The following is a 14,354-nucleotide window of genomic DNA, read 5'->3' as shown; positions in this document are numbered from 1 at the left end:
TGAACCCCGCGCTGGCCCCGCTTGCGCCACTGGCCCCTGATGCACCACTGGCTCCGCTCGCGCCGCTGGCCCCACTGGCCCCGGACGCACCGCTGGCTCCACTGGCTCCACTGAAATACGACATGCTCGCTCCCTGCTGGGTGGTTGATGAATCGGTTCGGTGATCAGCTCTCGGGCAGGCCGAGCGCCGTGAACACGCTGGCGATGCGTTTTCGCTGCGGGTTGGGTTTGCCGTACTTCAGGTATTCGGAGAGCGTGAGGCGCGGCTGGATCGAGCGCAACCAGTCAAAGGTTTTGCGCGCGTCTGCCTCTTGCCCGGATTCGTACTGCGCCGTCATCAGCGTGCGCAAGGTGGGCGGATGAAAACGGTTCTGCTTGAGCGATGCGCTGCTCATGGCGATGCACTGCGCCAGATGTCCCGACGCGAGATAGCTGTTGGCCAGCAGCATCTCGAAATAGAAACGTTGGGGATCGATGGGTGACAACTGCAGGGCGGTCTCCGACTCGTTCACGGCGTCGCCAGAATCTCCCCACATGCACGACCAGAAGCCGCAGTACAACCACGCGATCGGATCGTTCGGGTTGTTCTGGGTCGCCTCTTGTAGCAGGCTCCTGGAGGCGGCCACGTTGTCGCCCAGATGGCACATGGCGTGGCCCTTGATGGCCATGGCCAGCGAACTGTTGGGCTCCAGTTCGAGCGCGCGATCAGCGGTGTCGATCGCGCGCTGAAAGTCCTTCGCAGGTTCGGAGGACATGCCTTGCACCACCTGCATGATGTGCCATTTGGCCAGCCAGGCCCAGGGCGAAGCCACGCGCTTGTGGCGCTCGGCCACGGCTTCGAGCAACTGCCGGCTGCGGTGCAGATCGCGTGGTGTCGATCGGTGCATCAAGGTGATGCCGCCCAGCATCAGCGCATTGCTGTCGAGCTGGGGCAGGGGCAGCACCAGCGTTCGCTGCACCACGTCGTTGAGGGTGGCTTTGGCGCAGGCAGCGCACAGCGCTTCAAGCAGGACGCTCTGAACCTCCATCAGGTCCCGCACGTCGCCGGTCAGGCGATCTGCCCAGATCACTTCCGTGCGGCGGTTGTCGGTGAGCTCGGCCATGATCACGACCTTGTCACCGTGGGTCACGTAGCTGCCGCCCAGCACAAAGGTGGCTTCCAGGCATTCGCCGATCTGCGCAGCGGAAGAGGGGCGGTTGCGAAATGCGGTGGTGGACAGGCGCGAGATGACGCGCAGGTCTGGGCTGCGCGAGAGCTGCGCAATCACGCCGTCTGCGATCAGTTCCCCGATGACGAACTGCTCGGCCATGTGACTGCGTGTCTCGAAGGGCACCACGGCAATCGACGGGCGAAAGTCGAGCGCAGAACCCTCCGGCACCAGGGCGCGCAGGGTTGACGATCTTCCGGTCACGGGGAACACAGCCCAGGTTCTCACCGGTTCTGGCCAATGCTTGAGATAGCTGTCGCCGCGGTCTTCAACCTCCGCGTCCATGCCCACCACGATCCCATCGAACACGCTGGACGTGATGATCGTCTCACCCGGTGCCGCAAGCTCGGACACCCTCGCGGCGAGGTTGACGCCGTGACCGTACACATCCTTGTCGTCGGCGTAGAGGTGGGTGGCGTTGATCCCTGCCCGCAGATGCAACTGGCGCGCATCGGGGAGGGTTTCGTTGAGCGGTGTGAAGTGCTTGTGCAACGTGAGCGCAGCACGCACCGCATCGGTTGGCTGGTCAAATTCCACCAGCATGCCGTCACCCAGGCTCTTGACCATGCGACCTCTGCAAGCCGGCAGCACGACGGTGGTGGCGTGGTGCACGAAGCCTCGCCACTGGTTCACCACCGCAGCTTCGTTGGCAGCCATCAAACGCACGGATTCCACGAGATCGATCACCAGCACCACCTTGTGGCGTTGCTGGGGAAGCGGTGGAACACACCCGTCGGCGGCCGGTTCTGGGGAGGGTGAAAGGGGGCTGCTGGTCATGCCGGTGGGGGTATGCAGTAAACCGCAGTTTCTCACAGCTGACCCCGATTGCTGCCAGCCTGTGAGCCAAAAACAGCAAAGCCGACTGGCGTCGGCTTTGAGGGGAGCGTCACACCCGGGAGGGTGCGAAAGCGGCGATCACTTGAGGTGGTCGTTGACCAGCTTGGTCATCTCGAACATCGAGGCCTGGGCCTTCTTGAAGATTTCCTTGAGCTTGGCGTCGGCATTGATCATGCGACGGTTCACCGAGTCCTGCAGCTTGTTCTTCTTGATGTAGTCCCAGATCTTCTTGGTGACTTCGGTGCGGGGCAGGGGGCTTGCACCCACGATGGCGGCCAGGGCGGCGCTGGGGGTCAGCGCTTTCATGAACGCGGCGTTGGGCGTGCGCTTCTTGGCTGGAGCGGCTTTCTTGGCCGGGGCCTTTTTGGCTGGAGCGGCTTTCTTGGCTGGAGCGGCTTTTTTGGCCGGGGCAGCTTTCTTTGCAGGAGCAGCCTTCTTGGCAGGTGCCGCAGCTTTCTTGGCCGGAGCGGCCTTCTTTGCCGGAGCAGCAGCCTTCTTGGCCGGAGCCGCTTTTTTAGCGGGAGCTTTTTTCGCAGTTGCCATGGTTGAATTTCCTTCTAGAAGTTGACTTGTTTCCCAGCAGAAAACGCGCTTTCATACTGGTGTCTCGGATGCTAATGGAGATGCCTGTGCAATCCAAGGAGGGCGACGGGGTTTTTTCGTCGTTTTCAGAGGAGGAAAGCGGCTTTTTGGCGGGGAAAACAACACTTCGATGGGGCCAGAGCCAAGCGCGGTGCGGGCTGCAGGCGCATCTGCTCAAATGCGGCGCTGTTTTCTTCGCTGTGCGCACCTCACTCTTCATCAGGAAATGCCATGACCACCCCAGCTTCTTTTTCCACTTGTGATCTGTGCGATGACCACAAGAACGAGACCTCTGGCGCTTTTCGCGTGCTGCCACCGGTGTTGCGCGACTTCGGCGCGGTGCGGCGTTTTTGTGGGCCGGTGGTCACGGTGAAATGCTTCGAAGACAACTCGTTGGTCAAGGCTGCAGTGGACAGCGCGGGTGAGGGCCGCGTGCTGGTCGTTGACGGAGGCGGTTCGTTGCGCCGCGCGCTGCTGGGAGGCAACCTCGCCGCGGCCGCAGCAGCCAACGGCTGGGCAGGTGTGGTGATCGACGGCTGTGTGCGCGACGTGGCCGAACTGGCCGCCAGCAACACCGGCATCCGCGCGCTCGCCGCCATGCCGCTGCCCACCGAAAAACGCAACGAAGGCCAGCGCGATGTGGCGGTGCAGATTCAGGGTGTCTGGGTGCGGCCGGGTGATTGGCTCTATGCCGATGAAGATGGCATCGTGGTGGCCGACCGAGCGCTGTAGATCCGCCGCCGGGCCGCCCCAAGGCGGAGCGAGGGGGCTTTACCCTAGGCGGTCAAACCTTTGTAGAGCATGTACGCCGCCAGCATGTAGAGCAGACCCGCAAACACGCGCTTGAGCGATTTCACCGGCAGTGCGTGCGCCGCCTTCACGCCCAGCGGCGCCATCAACACGCTCACACAAGCAATCACCACCAGCGCAGGCAGGTAGATGTAGCCCACCGCGCCCGCGGGCAGGTTCTGCACGTTCTGGCCCGCCACGATGTAGCCCACCGCGTTGGCCAGCGCAATCGGAAAACCCAGCGCCGCGCTGGTGGCCACGGCGTTGTGGATGGCCACGTTGCACCACGTCATGAAGGGCACGCTCACAAAGCCACCGCCCGCACCCACCAGGCCCGAGAGAAAGCCGATGACACCGCCCGCACCGAGCAAGCCGGGTGTGCCGGGAATGGTGCGGGTGGGTTTGGGCTTTTTGTCCAGCAGCATCTGCGTGGCCGAGAAGCTCACGAAGCCTGCGAAGAAAAACGCGAGCCAACTGCCCTTGAGCAAGGCGAACACGCCCAAGCTGGCAATCATGGAACCCAGCACGATGCCGGGCGCAAGGCCTTTGACAATGTCCCAACGCACAGCGCCACGCTTGTGGTGCGCACGCACGCTGGAGATGGACGTGAAGATGATGGTGGCCATGGAGGTGGCGATGGCCATCTTGACCGCAAGATCAGCTTCTACCCCCCGGGCCGAGAGTATGAAGGTGATGAAGGGCACCATGAGCATGCCTCCACCAATTCCCAACAAGCCGGCCAGAAAACCGGTACCCAGGCCGAGCACGGCCAATTCGAGAATCAACAGGGGGTCGAGGGGCATGAAAGGTGTCTGCAAGTGCCGCCGGACCGGCATCCTGAACCGGGGTTCAGGTGGGCAAGGGCAGCGTGGCTTCGGGATCGTCTGACGCGAGACGCTCACGCCAGCCACGCAATGTACCAAGCCCGGGCTCTATGAGCATTGGTTCAAGGAAATATAAAGCCCGGCGCGCACTGCAGACGAGCAAATTGTAGGTGCTGCGCGAGGCCTGCGCGGGCTGGGGGACAAGAAAAGAAGCCGCAGTGACGGGCGGTGTCAAACCGGCTGAGACAAGGTCAGAGCAAACGACCGTCTTTGTCGAGTGTCTGGTCCAGTCGGCGCATGAGTTCGTCCACGCGTGCCTGCGTGTGCGGGTCGAGTGGCTCGTGATCAAACGCACCACCGGCTTCAGCAAATGCGCTGTTGTCGGCCTGGCCGAACGACGATGCCTGGAAGCTCTCGGCCTCCAGACGCTCGGCCTCTTTTTGCGAGAGTTCAAACGCAAGATTGAGCGAGGCCAGCACGGCGATGCGGTCGCGCGCCTTCACCTTGCCCGCATCGCGGATGCGGCACATCGCGGTGTCCACACGTTCCACCGCATCAAGCAAAGACGACTCGCCACCGGGTGGGCACGAGAGCAGGTAGCTCTGGCCCATGATCTGAACCTCGATCTGTTTGCTGCCGGGCTTGTTCACGAGTGGTCCTTGTGGGTGTCAGACGACGAGCGGGCTGCATCGGCTTGACTGGGCGCGAGACGCTCCAGCAGTGCATCGATGCGCGCGCGCGCGGCCATCAGCCGGGATTTGAGCGAGTCGCGCTCGGCCTGCAGCGTGTGCACCTGCTCGACCAGCAGAGCGTTGGTACGCTGCAGTTCTTCGTGTCGCAACAGCAGGCGTTCGACACGTTCGGTGATCTGGTCAAGGTGCTTGGGATCGGCCATGGTGGGGACTCTCGGTTGAACCATTGTAGGGTTGGCATGCGTGTCCGAGGCTTAGAATGCACGGCGTTGGTGCTCGCGGTGTGGTTCACATGCCGCAGTTCAACGGGAAGCAGGAGGGCAAGTCCACAAGGACGAACCTAACCTGCGCTGCCCCCGCAACGGTAAGCAGACGAGAGACCCGACGCAGATCGGGCCACTCCGCTTTCATCAAGCAGCCACTGGACGACACACCGTGTCGACTGGGAAGGCGATGAAGGTTGTTCTGTCAGCCCGGATACCGGCCAACAAGGTGGTGGTGCGTCTGGCAACAGGCGCGTTGCCGTGACGCTCAGGCACCGTCGGGGAAGGCGGTGAGGGCTTTGTCTCTTGTTTCTTTATCATGAAAATCCAAAAACTGCGCGCGCCCCTGGCCGCGCTGCCGCTGGCCGTTCTGGCCGCTTTCCCTTCGCACGCTCAAACCCTGGCAGAGACGCTGGTCACCGCCACTCGCGTCGAGCAGCCCCTGACCGATGTGGTCGCCGATGTCACGGTCATTGACCGTGGCACTCTGGACCGAAGCGGCGCATCTGCTCTGGCGGATGTGTTGGCGCGAGTGCCCGGCATTTCGTTTGTTCGCAATGGTGGTCCCGCGTCGACCACCAGCCTGTATGTGAGAGGTGCCGAGACCCGTTTCACGGCGGTGTTTGTGGATGGCGTTCGGGTGGACTCGCAGTCCACTGGCGGTGCCACCTGGCAGGCTCTTCCGGTGTCTCAAATTGATCGCGTGGAGGTGGTGCGCGGTCCTGCGGCTGCTGTGTATGGGTCGGACGCGCTGGGTGGCGTGATCCAGATTTTCACGCGCAAGGGAGAGCCCGGGTTCGCGCCGTCCATCGAGTTCGGACTGGGCACACATGGCACGCGCAAATTGGGTGCTGCGCTCAGCGGTGCGTCTGGAGCGGTGGACTATGCCCTGGCCGTCACCCGGGAAACCAGCGACGGCTTCAATGCACAGCCCACGGGCAACCCCGACAAGGACGGCTACCGCAGCACGTCGGCATCCGCGCGCCTGGGCTTGCAGATCAACCCGGCGCACCGGATAGAGGCCACGCTGCTGGACAGCGACCAGGACGCTCGGTACGACGCGTTCACGCCGGGTCGCGATGACCATGCGTTGCAAGAAGTGCAGACGCTTGGCCTCAGCTGGTCGGCCCGGTGGAGCGACACCTACAAGACGCGGCTGAGCGTGGGTCGCAGCAACGATCGCTACGAGACAACGCCTTCGGTGTACGTCACCGACACCACCGTCAGCAGCTACCTCTGGCACAACGAATGGAAATTCGGATCAAGCCAGTTCACGGCTGGGCTGGAACGGCGCGAAGACAAGCTGAACAACGCCAGCACCACGCCGGTGATCACCCAACGTTCGCAGAACGGGCTTGCGCTGGGGTATGGGCTTCGACACGGCGCACACACCCTGCAGTTGAACTTGCGTCACGACGACGACAGCGAATTTGGTGGTCAGTCCACAGGCGGCGCCGCCTATGCGTTTGCCTTTGTGCCGCAATGGCGAGCGTTGGTGTCTGCGGGCACAGCCTTCCGCGCGCCGACCTTGTTTCAGCGCTTCAGCATTTACGGCACGCCTGACCTCGAGCCTGAAACAGCCCGCAACGTGGAAGTGGGGGTCAAGTACGACAACGCGCAGGGCGACACCTTCAGCGCGATCGCTTACCGCAACAAGGTCTCCAATCTCATCACCTATGTGTCGGGACCGGGTTCCTGCGTCAATGGTGTGGGTGCGTTTTCCGGTTGTTACGGCAATACGGCATCGGCTCAGTACGTCGGGATGACGCTGGCTGGTGCGACGCGTCTGGGTGCCGTGGCACTGGGTGCTTCGCTGGATCTGCAGAATCCCAAAGACCTGACCACCAACAAGCAACTCGCCCGGCGTCCGAAGAAGATGGCCACGCTCACCGCTGACGCGCCGGTGGGCGGTTGGAAGCTGGGCGCTGAAGTCCAACTGGTGGGCGAGCGTTTCGACAATGTGACCAACACCCGGCGTCTGGCAGGCTACGGCTTGCTTAATCTGACGGCCAGCACGTCTCTGTCCAGAGACTGGTCGTTGTTGGGACGTGTCGACAACCTGGGTGACAAGACCTACGAGACCGCGCGCGGCTTCGCCACGGGTGGCCGCACGGTGTATGTGGGCCTGAAGTGGGCGCCCATCTGACGGCAGGCCACAGCAGATGAATGCAGCAGTTTGCCCCGCCATCCTCGTGGCAGCCCCGGCCTCCGGCCAGGGCAAGACCACCGTGGCCTCTGCGCTGGCGCGGCTGCACGCGCGGGCCGGGCGGCGCGTGCGTGCCTTCAAGTGCGGGCCCGACTTTCTCGACCCGCACTGGCTCGCGCTCGCAAGCGGTCACCCGGTGCACAACCTCGACCTGTGGATGACGGGCGAGGACGACGCACGGGCCAGGCTGCACACGGCTGCGGGCGAGGCCGACCTGATTGTTGTTGAAGGCGTGATGGGTTTGTTCGACGGTGAACCGAGTGCGGCCGATCTGGCGCAGCGCTTCGGTTTGCCGGTGCTCGCGGTGATCGATGCGTCGGCCATGGCGGGCACCTTCGGCGCGCTGGCCTTTGGCCTGCAGCACTTCCGGCCCAGGCTGCCCTGGGCCGGTGTGTTGGCCAACCGTGTGGCCAGCGAACGCCATGCGCAGATGTTGCAGGACGCGCTGGTGGGCGAGGGCGCGCGCACGGACTCGCCCTTTCTGGGCGCTGTGATGCGCGACACCGCTTTTTCGCTGCCTGAGCGGCACCTGGGTCTCACGGTTGCGTCCGAAGTTCCTGACGCGCTGGCCCGGCTCGACGCCGCGGCCGACGCCCTGGCGGCCACGCCGCTGGGGCAGATGGACGCCGAAGCGCTGGCGCGGTGGTCGGTGTGCTTCGACGCGCCGGTGGTTCCGCCCGTGCCAGCGAAGGCGCTGTCGGGCAAGACCGTCGCGGTCGCGCGCGATGCGGCCTTCTGTTTCATTTACCCGGCCAACCTGGATGTGCTGCGCGCGCTCGGCGCCGAGCTGGTCTTTTTCTCCCCGTTGGCCGACGAGCCACTGCCACTTTGCGACGCAGTCTGGTTGCCTGGCGGTTACCCCGAGCTGCACGCCAGCACGCTGGCGGCCAGCACCGCTTGCCGCGCCAGCCTGAGCGCACACGTGCGGGAGGGCCGGCCGCTGTGGGCGGAGTGCGGCGGCATGATGCTGTTGTTCGACCAGTTGGTGGCGCTGGACGGCGAGACCCATGCCATGTGGGGCTTGTTGCCCGGCACAGTGGCGATGCAGAAACGCCTGGCCGCGCTCGGGCCGCAGCGGCTCACGCTCCCGGCGGGCGAACTGCGCGGCCACACATTTCACTACTCGCGCTGCGAGTCCCCGCTGGAGCCGGTGCGACGCACCGAGCCCGCGCGCGGTGGTGCCAGCGGTGCGGGCGAAGCCATGTTCCGCTCGGGTTCCGTGCAGGCGACATACTTCCACGCCTGGTTTGCCTCCAGCCCGGCGGCCACCGCGTCGCTGTTCCTGCCAGGAGGCACCGATTGACCACCGCCCTCGGCCCGCAGCGCATCGTCTGCCTCACCGAAGAAACCACCGAGTGGCTCTACCTGCTGGGGCAGGAGAGCCGCATCGTCGGCATTTCGGGGTACACGGTGCGCCCACGCCGGGCGCGCGAAGAGAAGCCCAAGGTGAGTGCTTTCCTCAGCGCCAAGATCGACAAGATCCTCGCGCTGCAGCCCGACTGTGTGTTCGGCTTCTCCGATCTGCAGGCCGACATCGCGGCGCTGTTGATCCGTGCGGGTGTGCAGGTGACGGTGTTCAACCAGCGCAGCGTGGGCGAGATCCATGCCATGCTGTTCCAGGTGGCGGCCATGGTGGGTTGCGCTGAGGCCGGGCTGGCGTGGATCGAGGCGAACCGGACGCAGCTGGACGGCATTCGCCAATCGGTGAAGGCATTGCAGGCGCAAGGCAAGCGCCGCCCGCGTGTGTTTTTTGAAGAGTGGGACGAGCCACACATCTCCTGCATCCGTTGGGTGTCGGAGCTGCTGGGCATCGCGGGGGGTGACGATTGTTTTCCCGAGCTGGCCACGCAGTCGCTGGGCAAACACCGCATCATTGCCGACGGTGCCGAGATCGTGCGCCGCGATCCCGACATCATCATCGGCTCGTGGTGCGGCAAGAAGTTCCGGCCCGAGAAAGTGGCCGCGCGCGCGGGCTGGCAGGACGTGGCCGCGGTGAAGACCGGGCAGCTGTTCGAGATCAAGTCGGCCGACATCCTGCAGCCTGGTCCGGCCGCGCTCACCGACGGCGTGGCGCAGATGCACCGCATCGTCACGCAATGGATGCACGAGCATGGTTGAGATCGCGCGCAGTGAATTCATCCTCGGCGGCCAGAAGAGCGGCAAGTCGCGCCGCGCCGAGCTGATCGCGCGGCAGTGGCTCGACGCCACCGTGGCGCACCGCGCGGTGCTGATCGCCACCGGCCAGGCCTGGGACGACGAGATGCGCGAGCGCATTGCGCGCCACCAGCGCGACCGCATGGTGCGTGTGCCGGGCATGGTCACGGTGGAAGAGCCGCTGGCCCTGGCCGAGGTGCTGCAGCGGCACAGCGCGTCCCACACCCTGGTGGTCGTGGACTGCCTCACGCTGTGGCTGACCAATCTGCTCATGCCCGCGCAAGGCGCGCCGCTGGACGCCGAGCTGCCCACCAAAGAACTGTGCCGCGCGATCGAACAGGCCAAAGGCCCGGTGGTGCTGGTGGGCAATGAAATCGGCCTGGGCGTGATTCCAATGGGGCGCGAGGTGCGTGCTTTTGTGGACGCGCTGGGCGGTCTGAACCAGGCGGTGGCGGGGGTCTGCGCGCGCGTCACGCTGATGGCCGCCGGTTTGCCACTGACATTGAAGGAACTTGGATGAAACACGTCGCCATCAAACGTTGGCTGAGTGCCGTCGCCATGCTGTGTTGGGCCGGCGCATTGCACGCCGCCGGCCTGCAGGTGACCGACGACCGCGGCGTGGTGGTGTCGCTGCCGCAGTCGCCACAGCGCATCGTCTCGCTCTTGCCCTCGCTGACCGAGACGGTGTGCGAGCTCGGTCAGTGCCACCGGCTGGTGGGCGTGGACCGGTATTCCAACCACCCGGCTGGCGTGCGCGCCCTGCCCAAGGCGGGCGGCGGCATCGACCCCAACATCGAAGCCATCGTGGCGCTCAGGCCCGACGTGGTGCTGATGGCCACGTCGTCGCGTGGCGTGCAGCGGCTCGAAGCGTTGGGCCTGAAGGTGCTGGCCATGGAGCCCAAAAGCTCCACCGATGCCCAGCGGGTCATGGGCAAGTTGGGCCAGTTGCTGGAAGTGCCGGACGCCGACCGCATCTGGCGCGCCATCGACGCGGGTGTGTCGGCCGCCGCGCAGTCGCTGCCGCCCGGCGCGCGCAAGCTGCGTGTGTACTACGAGGTCAGCGCCGGCGGTTACGCGGCGGGCACGCAGTCGTTCATTGGCGAAATGATGGCCCGTCTGGGCGTGCAGAACATCGTCACACCCGAGCTCGGTCCGTTCCCGCGCATCAACCCCGAGTACGTGGTGCGCGCGAACCCCGACCTCATCATGATCGGCGCGCGCAATGTGCAGGGCATGGCGCAGCGCCCCGGCTGGAGCGGCATGCGAGCCTTGCGCGAACAGCGGGTGTGCGTGTTCACCGAAGCGGAGTCCGATGTGCTGGTGCGTCCCGGTCCGCGCATGGCCGAAGCCGCGCGGGTGATGGCGCATTGCATTCAGGAAAAGGGCATGAAGTGAGCGGAGCGCGCCACAGCCTCTGGCTCGCCGGCGCCTTGTTGCTGGCGGCCATGGCCGTGCTGCTGCTGGGCGCCGGCGTGGGCAGCACGGGCTTTGAGAGCGTGCTGAACGCGCACACCGATCCGGTGGCCTGGCAGATCCTGTGGGACATCCGCCTGCCGCGCACGCTGGGCGCCTGGGCGGCCGGTGGTCTGCTCGGGCTGGCCGGTGCGGTGGCACAAGGCCTGTTCCGCAACCCGTTGGCCGACCCGTATCTGCTGGGCAGTGCCTCGGGCGCGGCACTCGGTGTGGCCCTGGCGTTGGCCCTGTTCGGCACCTCGCCGTTTGCCACGCAGTGGCTGGTGCGCCTGGGCCTGACCAGCGCGGCTTTTGCCGGCGCGGTGCTCGGTGTGGTGCTCACGCTGACCCTGGCCAAGGGCGTGCAGCACACGTTGCGCCTGCTGCTGGCCGGCGTGATCGTGGGCGTGGTGCTGGGCGCCGGGCGTGATCTGGTCACCATCGCTTCGCCCGACACCTTGCAGGCCATGCAGGGCTTCATGCTGGGCAGCACCGGTTTTGTGGGCTGGGCGGCGTGCGGCGTGATGGCGGCCATGTTGCTGGTGGCCGTGCTGGTGGCGGCCTCGCTCGGCCGCGTGCTCGACGGTCTGGCGCTGGGCGAGGCCACGGCGCTGAGCCTGGGCCTGCCGCTGGGCGCCGTGCGCGGTGTGCTGGTGGCGGTGCTGGCGCTGGCCACCGGCGCGGCCGTGGCGCAAACCGGATTGATCGCCTTTGTGGGCCTGGCTTCACCGCACCTGGTGCGCTCCATCGTCAAGACCACACACGCACGGCTGCTGGTGCTCAGCGCCTTGATGGGCGGCCTGCTGCTGATGGCCGCCGATGTGCTGGCGCGCTGGATCATCGCGCCGCAGGAACTGCCCGTGGGCGTGCTCACCGCGGTGCTGGGTGGAAGCTATCTGTTGTGGCTGATGCACCGGCGCCGCCGGCCGGGGAGTGGCCTGTGAAGCGGGCTTTGCAAGCCATGGGCGTCGGTGTTGAGCTGGGCGGCACGCCGGTGCTGCACAGCGTTGATGTGGTTTTTGCAGCTTCGCGCTGGACCAGCGTGGTCGGGCCCAACGGCGCGGGCAAGTCGACCCTGCTCAAGGCGCTGGCCGGTCTGCTGCCGCACAGCGGCCAGGTGCAGCTGATGGACCGGCCGCTGGCGCAGTGGCGCGGGCGCGAACGCGCGCGCTGCCTGGCCTGGCTGGGGCAGGGCGAGCAGGGCGCAGACGACCTCAGCGTGTGGGACGTGGCCATGCTCGGACGCCTGCCGCACCAACCCTGGCTGGCCCCGCCCTCGGATGCCGACCGCGCCGCCGTGGAGCAGGCCCTGCGCGCCACCCAGGCCTGGGACTGGCGCGAGCGGCCGCTGGGGGCGCTCTCTGGCGGAGAGCGCCAGCGCGTGCTGCTGGCCCGCTTGCTCGCGGTGGACGCCGACGTGCTGCTGATGGACGAACCCCTGGCCAACCTGGACCCACCGCACCAGGCCGACTGGCTGCTGCTGGTGCGCGAGTTGGTGGCGCAGGGCAAGACGGTGGTGAGCGTGCTGCACGAGATCGGCATGGCGCTGCACGCCGACCAGATGGTGGTGATGGCGCAAGGCCGCGTGGTGCACCAGGGCGCTTGCGAAGACACGGTGACCCACCGGGCGCTGGAAGACGTTTTTGACCACCGCATCGCCATCCATCCGTTGGGCGACCAGTGGGTGGCGCTGCCCCGTTGAATTTTTTTGGAGCCTGTTGATGCAGATCGAATCACCCCCCACCGACAAACGCTACGAGAAGCCCGAGGGTGAACGCCGCGGTCTCGTCATCGTGCACACCGGCGATGGCAAGGGCAAAAGCACGGCCGCCTTCGGGCTTGCGCTGCGCGCGTTTGGCCGCACGCATGTGCACGGCAAGCTGGTGAAGATCTTCCAGTTCATGAAGGTGCCTTCGGCGCGTTTTGGTGAACACCGCATCTTCGAGCAGCTCGGTTTGCCCATAGAAGGGTTGGGTGACGGCTTCAGCTGGAAGAGCCAGGACCTGGAGCATTCCGCTCAGTTGGCGCGAGACGGCTGGCTCAAAGCGCGCGCGGCTATCCTCGGGGGTGAGCATTTCATGGTGACGCTCGACGAGCTGACCTACCCGCTGATCTACGGCTGGCTGCCGCTTGATGATGTGTTGCAGACCTTGCGCGATCGCCCGCGCCATGTGCATGTGGTCATCACCGGGCGGCGCTGCCCGCCCGAGATCATCGAGCTGGCCGACACCGTGACCGAGATGACCCTGGTGAAACACGCGTTCAAGGCGGGCATTCCCGCCCAGCGCGGCATTGAAGACTGACCCCGTTCCCGAAAGAGAAGAAACATGACCACGACCACCCTGAACGAACAACCCGTGCGCCTCGTGCCACGCCCCTCCGCAGCTCCCGCCACCACCGAACGCTGGTCGGTCGACGACGTGGCCGCGCTGTTCGACCTGCCGTTTTCCGAACTGCTGCACCGCGCGCAGACCGTGCACCGCGAACACTTCGACCCGACCGAGGTCGAGCTCGCCACGCTGCTGTCGGTGAAGACCGGCGGCTGCCCTGAAGACTGCGGCTACTGCCCGCAGTCGGTGCATTTCGACACCGGCTTGGAGGCCGGCAAGCTCATGGGCGTGGCCGCCGTGCGCGAAGCCGCGCAACGCGCCAAACAGGCCGGCGCCACGCGCTTCTGCATGGGCGCGGCATGGCGCGCGCCGAAAGACCGCGACGTGGACGCCGTGGCCGAACTCGTGCGCGCCGTGAAAGAAGAAGGCCTGGAGGCCTGCGCCACGCTGGGCATGCTGGGCGATGGCCACGCCGAGACCCTGCGCGACGCCGGCCTGGACTACTACAACCACAACCTGGACAGCGCGCCCGATTTCTACGGCGAGGTGATCACCACGCGCGACTACCAGGACCGCCTGGACACGCTGGAGCGCGTGCGCGGCGCGGGTGTCAAAGTCTGCTGCGGCGGCATCGTGGGCATGGGCGAATCGCGCCGCCAGCGCGCCGCGCTCGTGGCCCAGCTCGCCAACCTCGCGCCCGACTACCCCGAGTCGGTGCCGATCAACAACCTGGTGAAGGTGCAGGGCACGCCGTTGGCCGACCAGCCCGACCTGGATCCGCTCGAATTCGTGCGCACCATCGCGGTGGCGCGCATCACCATGCCGCGCGCCCGCGTGCGCCTCTCGGCCGGGCGTCAGCAAATGAGCGAGGCGGTGCAGGCCCTGTGTTTCCTGGGCGGCGCCAACTCCATCTTCTACGGCGAGAAGCTGCTCACCACCGGCAACCCCGACGTGGCGGCCGACATGAACCTGCTCGCCAAACTGGGCATGCAGGCGCGCCGCGCCTGAGGTCGCTGC

Annotated in this window: 15 protein-coding genes, 1 other RNA gene and 1 riboswitch; of the genes, 10 read left to right on the top strand and 6 right to left on the bottom strand. The window is 65.9% G+C overall.

The genetic code is table 11. From position 1 onward, the window contains the following. Nucleotides 1–164 precede the first annotated feature (164 nt). Together ACN4F8_RS19285 and ACN4F8_RS19280 are read right to left on the bottom strand one after the other, a co-directional pair. On the bottom strand, nucleotides 165–1,985 hold the full coding sequence (locus ACN4F8_RS19285) for an adenylate/guanylate cyclase domain-containing protein (protein WP_419475044.1): 1,821 nt from the start codon (nucleotides 1,983–1,985) through the stop codon (nucleotides 165–167). A gap of 138 nt (nucleotides 1,986–2,123) precedes the next feature. Then, a complete protein-coding gene (locus ACN4F8_RS19280; RefSeq protein ID WP_419475043.1) occupies nucleotides 2,124–2,588 on the bottom strand; it encodes an SWIB/MDM2 domain-containing protein in 465 nt (154 codons plus the stop codon). 270 nt (nucleotides 2,589–2,858) lie between these two features. On the opposite strand from ACN4F8_RS19280, the gene rraA reads away from it, so the two are divergent. Beyond that, the gene (rraA, locus tag ACN4F8_RS19275; RefSeq protein ID WP_419475042.1) at nucleotides 2,859–3,359 is read left to right on the top strand and encodes a ribonuclease E activity regulator RraA; all 501 of its coding nucleotides are present in this window, start codon (nucleotides 2,859–2,861) and stop codon (nucleotides 3,357–3,359) included. Between the two features lie 44 nt (nucleotides 3,360–3,403). Here the strand turns inward: rraA and ACN4F8_RS19270 are convergent, their stop codons facing one another. From ACN4F8_RS19270 to ACN4F8_RS19255, 4 genes are all read right to left on the bottom strand, one after another. Next, nucleotides 3,404–4,219, bottom strand: coding sequence for a sulfite exporter TauE/SafE family protein (locus tag ACN4F8_RS19270; RefSeq protein ID WP_419475041.1), 816 nt, complete (start codon nucleotides 4,217–4,219; stop codon nucleotides 3,404–3,406). A gap of 2 nt (nucleotides 4,220–4,221) precedes the next feature. Further along, nucleotides 4,222–4,401, bottom strand: a non-coding RNA gene (gene ssrS / locus ACN4F8_RS19265) — 6S RNA. A gap of 90 nt (nucleotides 4,402–4,491) precedes the next feature. Then, nucleotides 4,492–4,851: a cell division protein ZapA gene (locus ACN4F8_RS19260; RefSeq protein WP_419475051.1), complete on the bottom strand. Its 360-nt coding sequence runs from the start codon at nucleotides 4,849–4,851 to the stop codon at nucleotides 4,492–4,494. Between the two features lie 35 nt (nucleotides 4,852–4,886). Continuing rightward, nucleotides 4,887–5,135, bottom strand: coding sequence for a DUF904 domain-containing protein (locus ACN4F8_RS19255; protein ID WP_419475040.1), 249 nt, complete (start codon nucleotides 5,133–5,135; stop codon nucleotides 4,887–4,889). Between the two features lie 50 nt (nucleotides 5,136–5,185). Next, a riboswitch (cobalamin riboswitch) is annotated at nucleotides 5,186–5,436 on the top strand. 78 nt (nucleotides 5,437–5,514) lie between these two features. Between ACN4F8_RS19255 and ACN4F8_RS19250 the strand changes: the two genes are divergently transcribed. The 9 genes from ACN4F8_RS19250 to bioB are packed head-to-tail and all read left to right on the top strand — an operon-like array spanning nucleotide 5,515 to nucleotide 14,345. After that, complete coding sequence (locus ACN4F8_RS19250; protein ID WP_419475039.1) at nucleotides 5,515–7,341, top strand: TonB-dependent receptor domain-containing protein; 1,827 nt, start codon at nucleotides 5,515–5,517, stop codon at nucleotides 7,339–7,341. A gap of 16 nt (nucleotides 7,342–7,357) precedes the next feature. Continuing rightward, nucleotides 7,358–8,704, top strand: coding sequence for a cobyrinate a,c-diamide synthase (locus ACN4F8_RS19245; protein WP_419475038.1), 1,347 nt, complete (start codon nucleotides 7,358–7,360; stop codon nucleotides 8,702–8,704). Then, nucleotides 8,701–9,519: a cobalamin-binding protein gene (locus tag ACN4F8_RS19240; protein ID WP_419475037.1), complete on the top strand. Its 819-nt coding sequence runs from the start codon at nucleotides 8,701–8,703 to the stop codon at nucleotides 9,517–9,519. Before ACN4F8_RS19245 ends, ACN4F8_RS19240 begins: the two co-directional genes overlap by 4 nt. After that, complete coding sequence (locus tag ACN4F8_RS19235; protein ID WP_419475036.1) at nucleotides 9,512–10,075, top strand: bifunctional adenosylcobinamide kinase/adenosylcobinamide-phosphate guanylyltransferase; 564 nt, start codon at nucleotides 9,512–9,514, stop codon at nucleotides 10,073–10,075. Before ACN4F8_RS19240 ends, ACN4F8_RS19235 begins: the two co-directional genes overlap by 8 nt. Then, the gene (locus tag ACN4F8_RS19230; protein ID WP_419475035.1) at nucleotides 10,072–10,950 is read left to right on the top strand and encodes an ABC transporter substrate-binding protein; all 879 of its coding nucleotides are present in this window, start codon (nucleotides 10,072–10,074) and stop codon (nucleotides 10,948–10,950) included. The genes ACN4F8_RS19235 and ACN4F8_RS19230 overlap by 4 nt, the downstream gene beginning before the upstream one ends. A gap of 50 nt (nucleotides 10,951–11,000) precedes the next feature. Further along, the gene (locus ACN4F8_RS19225) at nucleotides 11,001–11,951 is read left to right on the top strand and encodes a FecCD family ABC transporter permease (protein WP_419475050.1); all 951 of its coding nucleotides are present in this window, start codon (nucleotides 11,001–11,003) and stop codon (nucleotides 11,949–11,951) included. Nucleotides 11,952–11,968: 17 nt separating this feature from the next. Next, a complete protein-coding gene (locus ACN4F8_RS19220; RefSeq protein WP_419475049.1) occupies nucleotides 11,969–12,709 on the top strand; it encodes an ABC transporter ATP-binding protein in 741 nt (246 codons plus the stop codon). Between the two features lie 19 nt (nucleotides 12,710–12,728). Then, entirely contained in the window at nucleotides 12,729–13,310 is a 582-nt protein-coding gene (gene cobO, locus ACN4F8_RS19215) for a cob(I)yrinic acid a,c-diamide adenosyltransferase (RefSeq protein WP_419475034.1), read from the top strand. A gap of 39 nt (nucleotides 13,311–13,349) precedes the next feature. Beyond that, nucleotides 13,350–14,345: a biotin synthase BioB gene (bioB, locus tag ACN4F8_RS19210; RefSeq protein ID WP_419475048.1), complete on the top strand. Its 996-nt coding sequence runs from the start codon at nucleotides 13,350–13,352 to the stop codon at nucleotides 14,343–14,345. Nucleotides 14,346–14,354: the final 9 nt, after the last annotated feature.

Origin of the sequence: Hydrogenophaga sp., from assembly GCF_048549895.1 — a bacterium.
Classification (GTDB): domain Bacteria; phylum Pseudomonadota; class Gammaproteobacteria; order Burkholderiales; family Burkholderiaceae_C; genus Hydrogenophaga.
The sequence above is the reverse complement of the archived record's forward strand: the minus strand, read 5'-3'. Positions and strand labels throughout refer to the sequence as shown.